Consider the following 15,751-nt stretch of genomic DNA (forward strand, 5'->3'; position numbering starts at 1 on the left):
GACACACTTCTTGTCCTTGTGGCCGATGCGGCGCGAGCGGCGGCGCGGCCATACTCGTGGAGTCACCAATCCACGGGAGAGAAATGAATCCTCAGAACATCGCTAAAGTTGCGACTTGCACGCTCGGCGCAGTGGGCGCGGTTCACCTTGTGGCCCTCGCCGGCGGCATCCCCTTCGAGTACCTCGGCGGCGGACGCTACCCCGACGAGGCCACCGCTCGCATCGGCGAGATTGGGGCTCTCATCACGGTGTCAGCGTTTGGCTGGATGACTGCGGCGCGCGCGCAGTGGGTGTCCCGCCCGTCACCACGCATTGTCCGCGGATTCATGTGGGTGATGGGCGGTTTGTTCTCGCTCAACACGTTGGGCAACCTCGCCGCAACGACGCTCGCGGAAACACTAATCTTCACACCCATCACGCTGGCCCTCTCCGCCGCAGGCTTCTACTTGGCGTGGCGAGCTGACGATGTCCCAACCACCGTCGGAGGGCACTAGCCTCGTGTCTATGACCGATCCCGCGATCACCGTCCGCGACCTGCGCAAGACCTACGGCGACCTCAATGCCGTCGATGGCCTGGACCTCACCATCGAGACGGGCGAAATCTTCGCCATCCTGGGACCCAACGGTGCCGGCAAGTCCACGACGGTCGAGATCCTCGAGGGCTTCCGCAAGCGCACGTCCGGCGAGGCAAGGGTCTTGGGACTCGATCCCGCGCACCCCACCCGCGAGTGGCGCGAGCGCTTAGGCATCATGCTGCAGTCGACGTCGACCAATGCGCCCCTCACGGTGCATGAGATGGTGACTCACCAGAGCCACTTGTTCCCCAATCCCCGCGGCGTTGACGAGACCATCGCTGAGGTTGGGCTCGAGGAGAAGGCCAACGTCCGATCGACGGCGCTGTCGGGAGGGCAACGCCGCCGCCTAGACGTCGCGCTTGCCGTCGTCGGACGCCCCGAGCTCATGTTCCTGGATGAGCCAACCACCGGCTTCGACCCCGAGGCGCGCCGCCAGTTCTGGCAACTGATCGAGTCCCTCAAGGACGGCGGTACCACCATCGTCCTGACCACGCACTACCTAGACGAGGCTGAACATCTCGCCGACCGCCTGGCCGTCATCTCACGCGGCAAGTTAGTCGCGCTTGATACCCCGGCTGGCCTCCGTGCCCGCGCCGCCGATGCCGTGGTCGCCTGGTCAGAAACGGGCGCCGATGGCACGGTCGCCTCGCACACCGAGGTCACCAAGACGCCAACGGCGACACTTCGGGGGCTGTTGGCCGCTCATGCCGGCGAGGTCGAGGACCTCGAGATACGTCGCCCATCCCTCGAGGACGTGTACCTAGACCTTATTGGCCGGGATTCCGAGGATTTGGTAGCTGAAGGCGAAGCCGAATTGCCAGGCCGCACCACCGCAACCGAGGAGGCGTCGTCATGAACCAGGCGTCAACTGCCACGCCAGCCGCGGCATCGTCCGCTCGGAGGCGCCCGTCCATGGCGGCGCTCGTGTGGGAACGTGCCGTCCTGGAGACCAAGGAGTTCAGCCGCTCGCGCGAGCAGATGCTCTTTATATTCATGTTTCCCATCCTGCTGCTGATCCTCTTCGCCTCCATCATGGGCGGAAACGACATCGGCGGCGGCGTCGACTTCAAGCAGTACTTCCTCGCGGGAATGATCGCCTCCGGCATCATGAATACGGGCTTCCAGTCTCTGGGAATCTCGCTCGCGATTGACCGCGATGACGATGTTCTCAAGCGCATTCATGGCAGCCCGTTGCCTGCCTCCGCGTTCTTCATGGGCAAGATCGTTCACGTGCTGATGGTCTCCATCATTCAGATCGCGTTGCTGCTCCTGGTGAGCGCGCTGTTGTATGACATCCCCATCCCCACGGAGCCTGCCGCGTGGCTGACGTTCGCGTGGGTGTTTCTGCTGGGAACCGCGGCATCGACCGTGTTGGGTATCGCGTTTAGCTCGCTCGCCCGCCGCGGGCGCTCCGCACCCGCAGTGCTGACACCCATCGTGCTATCACTGCAGTTCATCTCGGGCGTGTTCTTTGTGTTCACGCAATTGCCTTCATGGCTGCAACACATCGCCGAAGTGTTCCCCTTAAAGTGGCTCGCCCAAGGCATGCGTTCCGTATTCCTGCCGGAGAGCTTCGCGGCGCAAGAGGCTGCGGGCAGCTGGCAACACCCTGCTACCGCGATCGTGCTCGCCATCTGGTTCGTGCTCGGGCTGGCCGTGACGATCAAGACGTTCCGCTGGCAGCGACCGGGCGACCGGTAGGCCGCTGCCTCCTCACTCAGCTCGAGACGGCATCGTTCTTACGGCCGATGTCCTAGCGACGCCTCCCTGACCTAGTCTTGGGGGCGTGAGAGTAAGGATGCCCCGCGCAGGCGACGCGCTGATAGCGGTCGGTCTTTTCGTGATCGCGCTCATTGGCCTCTATGCGATCGGCAGCGACGCCCGGCCGGCCGTGACCGTCAAGGCGATCGTCCTGGTCGCGCTCATGACACTGCCGCTGGCATGGCGCCACCGGGCACCGCGCATTATCTTGTGGGTAGCGATCCTGGCATGGATGATTTTTGTCGCGATCGGCTACCCCAACGCCGCGAGCATCCTGGGGCTGGTGGTCGCCCTCTACGGCGTGGGCCTCTACCTTCCGCGCCGCTCCGCGTTTGCCCATGGGTTGGGCGCCATTCTGGTCGTCAGCGCCTGGACCGCGGTGGGCGTACTCACCAGCGATGAGGTGCAGATCGCGGCCGTGGTCTCGACCATCATCGCCCTCGTAATCGCGCTCGGGATTGGCCTGTCCGACAATCGCCGCCACCTGCGTCTTACCGAACTCGAGATCGCGCACGCCCGTCAGGACCAGGCGCGCAAGAATGCGGCGGCCGACGCTGTGCGGGCTGAGCGGGCACGTATCGCCCGAGAACTCCACGACGTGGTCGCCCACGAGGTCACTGTAATGACGCTGCAGGCCGAAGGCGCGGCCAGGCTCGCGAAGGACGGCGACCCGCGGGTGGCCGAAGCACTGCACACCATCAGCGACTCGGGACGCACTGGATTGATGGAGATGCAACGCATGATCGGCGTGCTGCGAGCCTCGGAAGCCGAGGCTGCGGGCGGGGCGACTCCAAGAGAGAGCGATGATTCAGCAGCGGAGCACCACACTGCGTTCGACCTCCTACCCATGCCCTCACTGGCGGCACTGCCGGACCTAGTTCAGCAAGTCGAGGACGCCGGCCTGCCCGTCTCGCTCGAGGTCTCTGGCTCCGCGCATGTGCCAGCGGGTGTCGAACTGAGCGCTTTCCGAGTGGTACAGGAGTCTTTGACCAACGCCATGAAGCACGCAGGCCCAGGTGCCAACGCAACCGTCACCGTCGTGCGCGAAAGCGACGCTGTGACGATCACCGTGGAGGACGACGGCCGCGGGGTGATCTCCGAGGCGATGCACTCTGGTGGCCACGGCATCGACGGAATGCGGGAGCGTATCGGCGCGCTTGGCGGGAGGCTCGACGTGGGTCCACGCTCCGGCGGCGGCTACCGTGTTTATGCAGTGTTGCCGTCCGGTGATGACCAGGTCCACACGACTCGCCCGCGCACTGCCCCGCCGATGACGCCCGAAGGGGGCACGCAATGATTCGAGTAGGACTGGTCGACGATCAAGCGATGGTGCGGGTGGGCCTAAAGATGATCCTTGAATCAGAGCCGGACATCGACGTGTGCGGCGAGGCCGCCGACGGCTCTGAATCGCTTGCGATGGCCCAGGAGTCCCAGCCCGACGTGGTGCTCATGGACATCCGTATGGCCGGCGTGGATGGACTCACCGCAACCCGCGAGCTGGTAGCGCAGTGCCCCGGAGTCTCCGTTGTCATCCTCACAACCTTTGATGACGACGAATACGTCTACGAAGCGCTCCGCGCCGGCGCGTCCGGATTCCTCCTCAAGAGCGCGGACGGGGACACGCTCGTCAACGCAGTGCGCGTGGTCGCGGGGGGCGAAGCGCTGCTCGCGCCTGAGGTCACCCGGCGTGTGATTGAGAAGTTCGCGAGCGGAGCCGCTGCTCAGAGTCCCATCGGAACGGACCCCGATGACCACGTGCCGTCCCCCGAGGCGATCGGCGACCTGTCCGACCGCGAGGTTGAGGTGCTGCTGCTGATGGCCCGCGGTCTCTCAAACCAGGAGATCGCGTCCGAACTCTTCGTGTCCAACACCACCGTCAAGACGCACGTGAGCCACATTCTGACCAAGCTGGGCGTGAGAGACCGCGTCCAGGCGGTCGTGGAGGCGTACAACTCCGGCATCGTGGTACCCCGACCATAAAAACCGTCCTATTGGACGATGGCGAATCTGACTGATGTTCGCGAGACTAAGGGACGAACGATCGACGCCCCACGGCATCGGCCGTCGTTGTTCCGCGCTTCCACCCCCGCGAAAGGTAACCCCATGACTGCCACCCCCACGACCAGCCTCGCAGCCACCATGCGCGACGGCTACAAGGACTACGGAACCGGCGAGATGGCCGTTCGCGCCCTCGACGGCGTGAGCGTCGACATCGCACGCAGCGAGTTCACCGCCATCATGGGCCCGTCCGGGTCCGGCAAATCAACGCTGCTCCACACCCTTGCCGGCCTGGACCGCCTCACAGCGGGCGAGTCCTCCATCTCGGACATCGTCATCACCCAGCTGAGCGAGGCCCAGGTCACCGAGGTCCGCCGCAACAACATCGGCTTCGTGTTCCAGTCCTTCAACCTGATTCCGTCGCTCACAGCGCGCGAGAACATCACGCTGCCCATCGACATCGCGGGCGACAAGGAAGACAAGCAGTGGTTCGACGAGATCATCGGCATCCTCGGCCTGGCTGACCGCCTCACCCACCTTCCCGCCGAGCTCTCAGGCGGCCAGCAGCAGCGCGTGGCCGTGGCCCGAGCGCTCGTGTCGCGCCCCGAGATTATCTTCGCGGACGAGCCGTCCGGAAACCTCGACTCGCGCTCCGGTGCCGAGCTGCTGGGTTTCATGCGTCGCGCGGTGAAGGAGTTCGGCCAGACCATCGTGATGGTCACGCACGACCCGACCGCAGCATCGTACGCCGACAGGATCCTGTTCCTCGAGGACGGAAAGATCGTGGACGAGATGCGGGATCCGACCGCGGAGAAGGTGCTCGACCGCATGAAGCAGATGGGGCACTAGTACATGTTCCGCCTCGCAATAAAGTCAATCAAACACAGCCCCAAGCGGCTGATCCTGACGGCCGTGGCCGTCGCGCTGGGCGTGTCACTCGTGGCAGCCACGCAGATCTTCACCAACTCGCTGTCATCGGGATTCTCGAACCTCTTCTCGGAGTCGTATTCCAGCATCGACATCGTGGTCGAGCCTGACCCCAACTCCGACGTACTGTTCGCGGCGGACGAGCAGCCGCTCAGCGACGCTGACCTCACGGCCGTCTCAGCCACGGAGGGCGTGGCGGATGCGTACGGCGTGATCCTCACACAGGGCTCTCTTGTGGCGCCCGATGCCGGGGCGAGCCAGCCCGGTCCGCCCACCTTTGTCCAGAATTGGAACGGCAACGCGGACATCGACACCGGCGCTATCGCGGTCGGCACCGCGCCTACGCAGCCCGGCGACGTCGTCCTCGACTCCGAGACATTTGATGGCGGCTACGCGCTCGGCGACACCGTTGGTATTGCTGGCGCTGACGGGTTAAGCGAGTACACCCTCGTAGGGTCGGTGGAACTCACCAGCGGCACCTCACTCGGCGCCAAGTTCGCGTGGATGTCGACTGACGACGCACAGGAGTTCAACGGCGTGGAGGGATACTCCACCATCGACGTCATCGCGGACGAGGGCGCCGACGTCGACGACGTCACAGCCGCGATCGGGGAGGAACTGCCCGAGGGCACCCGCGCCATCACCGGCGAGGAGAAGGCCGCCGAGTCGGTCGATGCTCTGAACAGCGTGCTTCAGTACGTCGACATCTTCGCAATCGCGTTCGCATTGATCTCGCTCTTTGTCGGCGCGTACATCATCGTCAACACGTTCCGCATCATCGTGACGCAGCGCACCCGCGAGTTCGGGCTTCTGCGCGCAGTGGGCGTGACCGGCCAGCAAGTGCGGCGCATGATCCTGCTTGAGGCACTGGTAGTCGGCGTCATTGCGTCGACAATCGGCCTGGTGATGGGCTACCTGCTCGCACTCGCGATCACTGCGATCGCAACGGTGTTTGTGGGCGATATCTTCGGCGTGCTGACTCTCCCGCCCGATGCCATCGCCTGGGCCTACGGCCTGGGTCTGATCGTCACCATGGCCTCGGCGATTGCCCCCGCCATTCACGCCTCGCGTATCTCTCCCATGGAGGCACTACGCGAGTCGGCCACCGAATCCAAGAAGCCGCTGCGCACCCGAAACATCGTGGGTGCCGCCATGTCCGTCGTGGCCATCGGCCTGATCTTCCTTGGGCTCTACGGCGACTTCGACAGGCCATACATCTACGTGGGTGTTGGGGCAGTGCTGCTGGTACTGGGCATAACCCTGCTTGCGGCTCAGTTGCTAGTGCCGATCGCGTACGGCCTGCGTGGGGTGCTCACCCGCCTGTTCAAGGTGGACGGCAAGCTCGCCGCCAACAACATCCGGCGCGAGCCTCGCCGTAGCGCTAATACCGCCGCAGCGTTGATGATCGGCGTGATGCTGCTGGCTCTGGTGGCGACCTTTACTGAGTCACTCAAGACCGTCGTCACCGCTCAGTTCGACGCTACCTCGGCGGACTACTTCGCCATCGACACCGCCGGAACGGGCATCCCCGATGGGGCCATCGAACTGATCACGAACACCGACGGCGTCGCCGACGTGGCGCGCATCGGAGTGGGGCCGGTCCAGTACGACGGCGCCGACAGCACCATCGCAGTGATTGACGTGGATGCCTCGAAGGACCTCATGTCATTCGAGACTGATCCCGACATCACCGAGGTTGGCGACGGCACGTACGTCAGCCAGTCCATTCAGGACCAGGGCGTTGAGGTGGGCGACACCGTGACGCTCACCGGCGGCGGCGGGACTGTCGACGTCGAGGTCACTGGGTACTTCAACGACGAACAGGGCGGCGAGTTCAACGTCGACTGGACCACCGGCGAGGAGGTTCTCCGAGACGTCGTCGTATCCCAGCTGCTCATCTCGACGGACCCCGGGACGGACGTGGAAGCGCTACAAACCACGCTCTCCGACGAACTCGCTACCGACTACCCCACGGTGCTGCTGCAGTCACCTGGTCAGTTGGCGCAGTTCGCCAACCAGTTCATCGACCTGCTGCTTGGCGTCATCTCCGCGTTGCTTGGCTCCGCGTTAGTCATCGCGATTCTGGGAGTAGCGAACACGCTGCTGCTGTCGGTCACCGAGCGCACCCGCGAGATTGGATTGCTCCGTGCAGTCGGCCTCCGCAGACGATCCGTGTGGCGGATGGTCACGCTGGAGTCGATGGTCATGGCGATATTTGGCGCCATACTCGGCATGCTGTTGGGCCTCGGGCTCGGATCCGCGCTGGTACTCGCTCTCGCGGACTTTGGATTCGATGGCGTGACCGTGCCATGGATCTGGCTGGGGGTCTACACCGTCCTCGCAGCCATCGCGGGCGTGCTCGCGGCGGTATGGCCAGCGTGGCGTGCGTCCAAGCTGGACATCCTCAAGGCGATTGCGACCGAGTAGTTCGCGTCCTTCTCAGCAGTGGCCCTCGTCCCAACCGGGACGGGGGCCACTTGCGTCTCCGGCAACGTCCGCACCCTAGATCTGCACTGTAGGGGTGCGCTGACGCGCGAGCGCGCTAGCGCGAGCGCGTTTTAGGGTGCGGACGTAGACGCCGTTGGAGTTGAGGTGCTGAAGCTTCGGCGAACGCTAGAGATCTACGCCGAGCGTGACGGGCTCGGGGACCAGGTTGACGCCGAACGTATCGCGAACTCCCTGGCGCACAGCCCGAGCGAGCGCCACGATGTCCGCCGCCCCCGCATTACCCCGGTTCGTGAGCGCCAGGGTGTGCTTGGTGGACAGGCTTGCCCGGGCATCGGGCGTAGTGGCGAAGCCCTTGCCGAATCCGGCGTGCTCGATCAACCAGGCCGCGCTCGTCTTGACCGCACCATCGGGGTGCGCATCACCCGCCGGAAACCGGGGCGCGTCGGCTGGCAACGCCGCCGCGGCATCGGCGCTCAGAATGGGGTTCGTGAAGAACGATCCCGCACTCCAGGTGTCGAAGTCATCGCGGTCAAGCACCATTCCCTTGGAGCCGCGCAATTCAAGGACCGCCGCGCGTACCTCCACCATGGGCGCGCGCTCCCCCACTTCGACGCCGAGCTCCTGCGCCAGCTGTGCGTAGCGGATCGGAGAGGACAGCGTGCCGGTGCGCATATGCAGCGTCACGTCGAGGACCACGTAGCGCGGGGTGGGACGCCACAGGTGGCCGTCCGGGCCAAGCCCGCGCATCGAACGCTTGAGGAGCGAGTCACGGTAGCTGAACTGGCAGTCCACGCGCGCGAGTGAGCGCACCCGGTTCTCGTGGCGGTCCCACGTGCGCACCAGGGCGGTCCAGTCCGCGACCTCCGCGCCGTATGCGCCCACGTTCTGCACCGGTGTCGCGCCCGTAGAGCCGGGGATCCCTGACAGCGCCTCAAGGCCCACCCAGCCCTCCTCGACCGCTCGCGCCACCACGTCGTCCCACGGCATGCCCGCGCTGACGGTGACGGAGACTCCCCCACATGCGCCGTCGTCTTGCACAGTCAGGTCGTGACGATCGTCACGCACTACTGTGCCTGAGAAGCCGTCATCGGAGACCAAGATGTTGGAGCCGCCGCCGAGCACGAGCAGCGGGGTCTGCGTGGCGTCCGCCGTACGTACCGACTCGACGAACTCGGCCTCGGAGTTAGCGTCGATCAGTGCCAGCGCCGGGCCGCCCACCCGCAGCGTTGTGAGGTCCGCGAGTTGGGTTTGAGCCACGTCTGTCATGACGCCAGCGTATCCGTCGCGAGAGGTACTACTTGCGCCCGGTTGCGGAAGTGGCAGCGCGTTGAGCGACCGGCGCATCCTCAAATGTGGCCTCGAGCGAGACTGCCGCGTTTCCGCCCGCCTGCGCCTCGTCACTACGCACCACGGCGGCACCAAGCTGGCGTTCCATGGCACGGCGACTGCGGAAGAGGCTGCCTCCACGACGAACGGAGCGGGCAAGCACAAACGACGTCACCGACGCAATGATCACTACGAGCATGGCCTCCCGTAGCGGGATGAACTCGGCGAGCTGACCCACGAGCGGCGGGACCACTAGCCCCGCGATCGTCGAGAAGGACGCGACTGCTGCCAATCGAGCGGCTGCGTGCTTGGGCTCGTCGGCCGCGGCAGAGAATCCAATCGGCGCCCCAAGGGCGGCACCCATTCCCCAGAACACCGCGGAGATTGGAATGAGCCAGAAAACCGGCGCAAAAGCGAACAGCAGGATCCCGATCACGACGGATACCGCGGCGATGCGCAGGCTCTTGACGCGACCGAGCTTGCCGATGATGGGGGCACCAAACCAGCGCACGGTGACCATCGACACGACGAACACCCAATAGATGACGTCACCGATTGCCTCATTGCGACCAAAGTCATCCACGACCGACAACGCCATCCACTGCGCCGCAATCATCTCCGTCATGGAGGCGGCGAAGATGATGAACCCAATCAAGACAACTCGCCGTTCCTTGAACTCATTCTTTGCGGTCGCGAAAGGTCCGCCGATGCTGGTGCCGGGTTCCGCTGGCTTGGCGACGCCGTCCAAAACCGCCATGGGAATAACTCCGAGCCGAATCGCGGTGAGGAGGATTCCAGCCGTAATGAAGTGCCACAAGACTCCGACACCCATGTGGGAGACGAGCGCTCCCACACCGAGCCCAAGTGCCACGCCCACGGAGAAGGCCGCGTGAAACTGCGGCATGATGGCGCGCTCCATGCGTCGCTCCACTTCAGCTGCCTCGGCATTCATTGCAACATTCGTGAACGCGAAGGAGACTGAAACAAAAAAGTATCCTGCGGCGAAGAGCCACGGCAAGGAATTCGCGGTGGCGATTCCCACCGAGGCGATGGCGAACAAGAATGAGAAGCTCGACCACCACAGCACCTTGCGGGTGCCAAAGCGCGCTACCGACCAGCCGGTGACCGCGAGCGCGCAGAGCGCACCTGCTGCGCCAAAGATGATGAGCGTCGCGAGTTCAGAGGAACTCACTCCCAGGCCGTCGCGCATCGAAGGCATGCGGGAGAGCAGAGTTGCAGACATCGCGCCCATGAGCGCAAAGAGTGACAGCACGCCGACGCGCGCGAACTTCACTCGTGAGCGTGAGGGCTCAGTCGTTGGCGCGAAACTAATCTTGAGGACCATAGTGTGTAACTCCTGGAGGCGAACCCGCTCGCACGTACGTGGGCCCTGGGCCAACGTCGGCGGTACCGCGGCGCGATCCGAAAATACGGGGTACGCGTGCCATGTTCACCGCTAGTCTAAACGAAGCAACGCTTTCAGGAGGAACTCATGGCTAAGAATGGCCGCCCCACTATGGCCGATGTCGCGGCAAAGGCCGGGGTATCGCTCTCCACGGTCTCGCTCAGTTACTCCGGTGCCGGCCCCATCTCACCTGAGATGAAGGCGCGCGTGGAGAAGGCTGCCGCCGCACTCGAGTACGGTGGCCCTTCCGCTGCGGGTAGGGCGCTGCGTTCCGGCCGCTCGCATGTGGTGGGCGTGGTCATCCACGACTCCCTGACGCTAGCCTTCCGCGCGCCGCTGATTCTGCAGATTATGGATGGTCTGATCTCCGATCTGGGAGACATGGGGCTCGGCGTGCTGCTGCTGACGTCGCCTTCTGGAGTTCCCGAAGAGAACTCTTTGCTCGAGACTGCCCCCATGGACGCCGCCGTGCTGCTGCGGGTGCGCGACCACGATGAGCCGGCGCTAGAAATTCTTCGCAAGCGCGGCATCCCCATCGTGGTCATGGACGGCAACCCGCCCGCCGGCGGCGGTGTGGTGACTATCGACGACGGACCCGCGACCGTGGACCTGATCAAGCGTCTGCAGGACCTAGGCCACGAACGCATCGGCACGGTCACCCTGCCCATCGCCCCGCGCTTGGACACTTCGCTACGCGCGCTTGAGGACTTCGAGGATTCCGCTTGGGCCCCCACCCACCGACGCCTTCTCGCGTTCAAAGACGCGGGTATTGAGCCGTGCGTCATTGTCAGCGCGCGCGAGTCACTCGTCGAGGAGGGCATTGCCGCCGGGCACCTGGCTCTCTCTCACGAGTCGCGACCCACCGCGCTCGTGGTGCAGTCGGATCAGCTCGCGGCTGGCGTGTTGCTCGCTGCACGAGAACTCGACATACGTGTGCCTCAGGACTTGTCGATCACGGGCTTTGACGGACTCGAGTTGCCGTGGCTAGCGCCTACCGAACTCACCACGGTGGTTCAGGACGGCGAGAAAAAGGGACACGCGCTCGCCGCGGAAGTGAAGGCTTTGCTCGCGGGCGAGACCCCTGAGCCAGCCTTCACGCCGCTCGAGTTCCGTGCGGGCAACACGATCGGCCGCGTCAACCCCGAGCGGTAGGTCTGGCTTTCTCCCAGCACGACCCGGAAGTGGATGAGTGCTGAATGCAGTTGATTTTCAGCACTCATCCACTTGTGGGACGCACCAGCAGGCTGGCTAGCTACCAAGCAGACTGTTGATCGGACCCAGCACAAAGTAGATGGCAAACGCCGCGGCGGAGGCCCACATCAGCGGGTGCACCTTCTTGGTGCCGCCGGTTGCCATCTGCAGCACCACGTAGGAGATGAAGCCCACGCCGATGCCAATGGAGATGGAATAGCCGAACGGCATCAGGATGAACGTCAAGAAGGCGGGAATCGCGATCCGGTAGTCCTTCCAGTCGATGTCCGCGACCTGCGTCACCATCAAGAAGCCCACCACGACAAGAACCGGGGTCGCAGCCTCGAAGGGCACGATCGCGTACAGCGGCGTGAGGAACATCGCCAGCAGGAAACCGAGACCCGTGACGACGGAGGCAAGTCCCGTGCGGGCACCGTCGCCCACACCGGACGCGGACTCGATGTAGGAAGTGTTGGACGAGACCGAGCCGAGTCCGCCCGCAACAGCGCCGAGCGAGTCGACCATCAGGATCTCCTGCGAGCGAGGCGGGTTGCCATCCTTGTCATTCAAGCCGGCCTCTGCACCGATGGCCGTCATGGTTCCCATGGTGTCGAAGAAGTCCGCCATCAGCAGCGAGAAGATCAACAGCAGCGCGGTCAGGACCGGCAGCGAGGTGAAGCCGCCGAAGAGGTCGACGTCACCAATCAGCGACAGATCGGGCAGTTCGACGATCTTGCTCGGAAGCGACGGCTCCACGAGAGCCCAGCCGCTGGGGTTGTCCACCGAGGAGCCAAGCTTAAAGATCAGCTCGAAAGCCACCGCCACCACCGTCGCCGTGGCGATCGAGATGAGGAGGGCACCACGGACTTTCTTGGCGAGCAACACGATGGCGACAAACAGGCCGATCACGAACACGACCATGGGCCACGTGGCGATATATCCGTTGACGCCGAATGACGTCGGCACGCCGGCGCCAGGCTGGATGATGCGGGCGTCCCATAGACCGATGAACGCCAGGAACAAGCCGATTCCCACGGCAATTGCCTTCTTGAGGAATCCGGGAACGGCACGGAAGACGGCGGTACGGAACTTAGTGAGCACCAGAATTGTGATGAGTACACCCTCAATCACCACGAATCCCATGGCCTGCGGCCAGTTCATACCAGTGCGCGAGGCGATTCCGTAGGCCACGAAGGCGTTGAGGCCAAGCCCCGTCGCGAGGGCGATGGGGAAGCGTGCCCAGATGCCCATGGCGATGCTGAGTAAGCCAGCGACAAGCGCGGTGGCCGCGGCAACCATCGCAAGGTTGGGGGCAGTGCCGCCTCCAAGGAACTCACCGTCACCTCCAGCGACGGTTCCGATGATCAGGGGGTTCAGCACCACGATGTACGACATCGTGAAGAAGGTGGTGAGCCCGCCGCGAATCTCGCTACCGAATGAGGAGCCACGCGCGGTGATCTCAAAGTAGGAGTCGAGCTTGCCCTTGATCCCCGACTGCTGTGTCGTGGGCTTGTCCGTGGTGTCAGTTGCCATGGTCAGAATCATGGCAGTAACGGGGTGCTCGCGGCGACGCTCGCGGACTAGGCCGCGCGCGCGTCAATTGTAGATAACCGACAAGTCCTGCGGACAAAGCGCCTTAAACCGGCGCGAAGCACCCCGCTATTTAAGCGCAGGGCACGATCGCCTGCGCCTTACCGAGCACCTTGACGCCGTCGAAGTCCACTACAACGTCGATGCGCGCGGTACGCAGTTCCTCGTCGAGCGCACCCACCTTGGCCGTCACGACCACCGTCGCGGCGCCGGGGTTAGGCACCGGGATGGGGCGCGTGAAGCGCGTCTGAAAGTCCGCCACGTTGCCCGGGCCGGCCCATTCCTCGACGACCGAGGCCGCAGCCCCCATGGTCAGCATGCCGTGCGCGATCACGCCGGGAAGCCCCACCGACTCGGCCATCACATCGTTGTAGTGAATGGGATTGAAGTCGCCCGAGGCACCCGCATAGCGCACCAGGGTGTCGCGGGTGAAGGCGACCTCCCGCTCGGCGACCACTGCACCGACCTCGAGCGCGTCGAAGGAAGGGATGTTCTCGTCGCTCATCAGGCGTCCTCTCGTACGGCCAACGTTGACAGCACGGTCGTGACCGGGTCGCCCTCGGCATCCGCCAGCTCGGCGCGCGTGGTCACCATAGAGATGCCGGCACGCTGCGTGATCTTGTCGATGTGAATGGTGGTGGTGATCTCGTCGCCAGCCACGATGGGGCGGTGATGCGTGAAGCGCTCGTCCGCGTGAACGACCTTGGTGAAGTCCACTCCTACCTCGGGGTCGACCACGACGTGGAACTCCGCGCGCTGCGCGATGATCACGGCAAACGTGCTGGGGGCCACCAGGTCGTCGTATCCCTCTGCACGAGCGGCGGCCACGTCACGGTGGGCAAAGGAGCGGGCGTCCACGGCATCGGCGAACTCGCGGATCTTCACGCGCGTCACCTCGTACACCTCTGACGGGCCGTACTGGCGGCCTACGGCTTCTGGGTTCACTGGCATGGCGCCAGCCTAGCGAACTCGCGTGGGCGGTTCGAATACGGCGCGGCCCAGCAGCAGGACGTTGTCAGGTCGCCCCGTAGGTGACCAGCAGCGCGCGGTGGTCCGCGCCCGGCACCGATGCGGTCGTCACCGAGGTCGCGACGAGGTCCACATGCCCGACTAGCGCGTGATCAATCGCCACAAACGGCCCTATCCCGCGGCCGTCGGGGAAGGTCGGCAGGAAGCCCGCGCCGGCCTGGTCCGCGGCATCGGCGTAGCCCAGGGACTGGATCTCGCGAAAAGCCTTGTGGTCGCGGGTGGTGTTGAAGTCGCCGAGCGCCAGGGTCGGTCCGGTCTGCGACTTAAGAATGTCGGTCAGATGACCCAAGTCGGAGCTCCACCGCTCATGCACACGTGGGCCGGGTGCCGCGGGGTGTACCGCCAGTACCTCAAGAGTGCTCCCACCAACGTCGACGGTTCCACGCACCGCCCGCGACACAAAGCCGTCAACCTGACCGGCGGCATCAAGCGGGGTGCGCGACCACAGGGCAGTACCAGTGATGCCAGGCTCGGCGGCGATCTCTGAGAATGGCAAGAGCTCATCCAGTCCCGCTGCTCGCAGCGCCGCGACGGCCTCCGGCGTCACCTCCTGAGCGGCCAGCACGTCCACCTCTTTGTCGCGCACCAGCCCCACGACGGCATCGGCATCGGCCTCCCCGAAGGTGAGGTTGATACTCGCCACTCGCAACGCCTCGCCGCCCAGCGCCGGTTGCGCGGTAAACATCGGGACGGCCCAACTCATACAGAGAACCAAAACGGCGGCCGATGCTGCCACCAGCCACCACGCCCGTGCCACCAGGGCGAGCACCACCGGCACGACGCAGGCGACCGTCACCCACGGCATCAGCGACACCAAAATCGCCAGCGGCCCGGCCTCAATGCCAAACAGCCTGGCGGCGACGGGCACCAACACCATGATCAGCGCGAGCACCGCGAATACACACCACGTCCGGCGCCAGAAAGACCAACGCTTGCCAGTGCGTTCCAGCTCCGGCGCTACCCCATCGACGCCCGATTCCGCGGCGGGCGGAACATCATCGGACGGGTTACTCTCACGCGGCTCGGCATCTGGCACGCGGATAAGTGTCGCACGGTGTCACCTTTGGCGCCCGGGATCCGCGGCGCGAAGCCGCCGCCTGCGCTTGGCCCGGCCCCGGCATCGGCCCCCCGGCAAGTCCTGGCAACGCAAAACGCCCGCCCCCTCGTGTGAGGGAACGGGCGTTTTGAGAATCCGACAGACTAGCGAGTCTCGCGGTGAGCGGTGTGCTTGCCACACTTGGGGCAGAACTTGGAGAGCTCCACACGGTCAGGGGTGTTGCGACGGTTCTTGCGCGTGATGTAGTTGCGGTTCTTGCACTCGGTGCACGCGAGGGTGATCTTTGGGCGGACGTCATTCTTAGCCATGTTTTGTCTCCTAGCCTTGTGTGTTTCAGCACCCACCGACATTCGGCGGATCCATTGTGCGTAGCGAGGGGGGGACTCGAACCCCCGACCTCACGATTATGAGTCGTGCGCTCTAACCAGCTGAGCTACCCCGCCA

Annotated in this window: 15 protein-coding genes and 1 tRNA gene; 8 read left to right on the forward strand and 8 right to left on the reverse strand. The window is 64.6% G+C overall.

The window, feature by feature from the left end; translation table 11 throughout:
* The first annotated feature begins 83 nt into the window (after positions 1 to 83).
* The 7 genes from AOP77_RS03745 (at position 84) to AOP77_RS03775 (ending at position 7,688) form a co-directional block, all read left to right on the forward strand.
* Positions 84 to 494, forward strand: a complete 411-nt coding sequence (locus tag AOP77_RS03745) for a hypothetical protein (protein ID WP_062209502.1) — start codon at positions 84 to 86, stop codon at positions 492 to 494.
* A gap of 10 nt (positions 495 to 504) precedes the next feature.
* Positions 505 to 1,431 carry an ABC transporter ATP-binding protein gene (locus AOP77_RS03750; RefSeq protein WP_062209506.1) on the forward strand — a complete coding sequence of 309 codons (927 nt, stop codon included), beginning with the start codon at positions 505 to 507 and terminating at the stop codon, positions 1,429 to 1,431.
* Entirely contained in the window at positions 1,428 to 2,276 is an 849-nt protein-coding gene (locus AOP77_RS03755) for an ABC transporter permease (RefSeq protein WP_084622254.1), read from the forward strand. Before AOP77_RS03750 ends, AOP77_RS03755 begins: the two co-directional genes overlap by 4 nt.
* Positions 2,277 to 2,361: 85 nt before the next feature.
* Positions 2,362 to 3,633, forward strand: a complete 1,272-nt coding sequence (locus AOP77_RS03760; protein ID WP_152649755.1) for a sensor histidine kinase — start codon at positions 2,362 to 2,364, stop codon at positions 3,631 to 3,633.
* Complete coding sequence (locus AOP77_RS03765) at positions 3,630 to 4,316, forward strand: response regulator transcription factor (protein WP_062209515.1); 687 nt, start codon at positions 3,630 to 3,632, stop codon at positions 4,314 to 4,316. Before AOP77_RS03760 ends, AOP77_RS03765 begins: the two co-directional genes overlap by 4 nt.
* A gap of 123 nt (positions 4,317 to 4,439) precedes the next feature.
* On the forward strand, positions 4,440 to 5,183 hold the full coding sequence (locus AOP77_RS03770; RefSeq protein ID WP_062209518.1) for an ABC transporter ATP-binding protein: 744 nt from the start codon (positions 4,440 to 4,442) through the stop codon (positions 5,181 to 5,183).
* 3 nt (positions 5,184 to 5,186) lie between these two features.
* A complete protein-coding gene (locus AOP77_RS03775; RefSeq protein ID WP_062209521.1) occupies positions 5,187 to 7,688 on the forward strand; it encodes an ABC transporter permease in 2,502 nt (833 codons plus the stop codon).
* Between the two features lie 186 nt (positions 7,689 to 7,874).
* On the opposite strand, the gene AOP77_RS03780 is transcribed toward AOP77_RS03775, so the two are convergent.
* Positions 7,875 to 8,975 (reverse strand): UDP-N-acetylmuramate dehydrogenase, encoded by a 1,101-nt coding sequence (locus AOP77_RS03780; RefSeq protein ID WP_062211413.1) that lies wholly within the window; start codon positions 8,973 to 8,975, stop codon positions 7,875 to 7,877.
* Positions 8,976 to 9,003: 28 nt separating this feature from the next.
* Entirely contained in the window at positions 9,004 to 10,380 is a 1,377-nt protein-coding gene (locus tag AOP77_RS03785; protein ID WP_062209524.1) for an MFS transporter, read from the reverse strand.
* A gap of 147 nt (positions 10,381 to 10,527) precedes the next feature.
* Here AOP77_RS03785 and AOP77_RS03790 point away from each other — a divergent pair, with 147 nt between their 5' ends.
* Entirely contained in the window at positions 10,528 to 11,592 is a 1,065-nt protein-coding gene (locus tag AOP77_RS03790) for a LacI family DNA-binding transcriptional regulator (protein ID WP_062209527.1), read from the forward strand.
* A 96-nt stretch (positions 11,593 to 11,688) separates the two neighbouring features.
* Here the strand turns inward: AOP77_RS03790 and AOP77_RS03795 are convergent, their stop codons facing one another.
* The 6 genes from AOP77_RS03795 to AOP77_RS03820 form a co-directional block, all read right to left on the reverse strand.
* Positions 11,689 to 13,164, reverse strand: a complete 1,476-nt coding sequence (locus AOP77_RS03795; protein WP_062209530.1) for an NCS2 family permease — start codon at positions 13,162 to 13,164, stop codon at positions 11,689 to 11,691.
* Positions 13,165 to 13,294: 130 nt separating this feature from the next.
* Positions 13,295 to 13,726 carry a MaoC/PaaZ C-terminal domain-containing protein gene (locus tag AOP77_RS03800; RefSeq protein WP_062209533.1) on the reverse strand — a complete coding sequence of 144 codons (432 nt, stop codon included), beginning with the start codon at positions 13,724 to 13,726 and terminating at the stop codon, positions 13,295 to 13,297.
* On the reverse strand, positions 13,726 to 14,172 hold the full coding sequence (locus AOP77_RS03805) for an FAS1-like dehydratase domain-containing protein (protein ID WP_062209536.1): 447 nt from the start codon (positions 14,170 to 14,172) through the stop codon (positions 13,726 to 13,728). Before AOP77_RS03805 ends, AOP77_RS03800 begins: the two co-directional genes overlap by 1 nt.
* Positions 14,173 to 14,236: 64 nt before the next feature.
* Positions 14,237 to 15,286, reverse strand: a complete 1,050-nt coding sequence (locus AOP77_RS03810; RefSeq protein ID WP_084622256.1) for an endonuclease/exonuclease/phosphatase family protein — start codon at positions 15,284 to 15,286, stop codon at positions 14,237 to 14,239.
* 164 nt (positions 15,287 to 15,450) lie between these two features.
* Positions 15,451 to 15,615: a 50S ribosomal protein L33 gene (gene rpmG / locus AOP77_RS03815; protein ID WP_061963497.1), complete on the reverse strand. Its 165-nt coding sequence runs from the start codon at positions 15,613 to 15,615 to the stop codon at positions 15,451 to 15,453.
* A gap of 61 nt (positions 15,616 to 15,676) precedes the next feature.
* Positions 15,677 to 15,750, reverse strand: a tRNA-Met gene (locus AOP77_RS03820).
* Position 15,751: the final 1 nt, after the last annotated feature.

Source organism: Demequina oxidasica (assembly GCF_000975115.1).
GTDB lineage: Bacteria > Actinomycetota > Actinomycetes > Actinomycetales > Demequinaceae > Demequina > Demequina oxidasica.